General features: G+C 36.9%; 1 pseudogene. It reads right to left on the reverse strand.

Annotated features, from left to right (window positions below):
- Positions 1 to 263 (reverse strand): annotated as a pseudogene (locus tag ACSV5T_RS09960) (hypothetical protein); the annotation flags it as partial.

Raw genomic sequence — 263 nt, forward strand, 5'->3', positions numbered from 1 at the left:
TGAATCACTGTTTTAACCAGTTTTAGAATAGGATAGTCTGACAAGTATTCTTGGGCTTGAGCAACTTCATTATTTTTGGGATTTGCGGAAGCTTTATTAATGACGACAGCAGCTTTAAGCGAAGGATTTTTTTTCTGAGCCTCTTTGACTTTTTCAGCAATATAAGGAATCACCTCCAAGTCAAGCAAACTTGCTTGAGTAGGTACGATAATCTTATCTGAAACTAATAAGGCTTCTCGAAAAATTTCTGAATCTCGACCTGC

The sequence above is a fragment of the Veillonella sp. ZSJB6 genome (assembly GCF_051549505.1).
Lineage (GTDB): Bacteria > Bacillota > Negativicutes > Veillonellales > Veillonellaceae > Veillonella.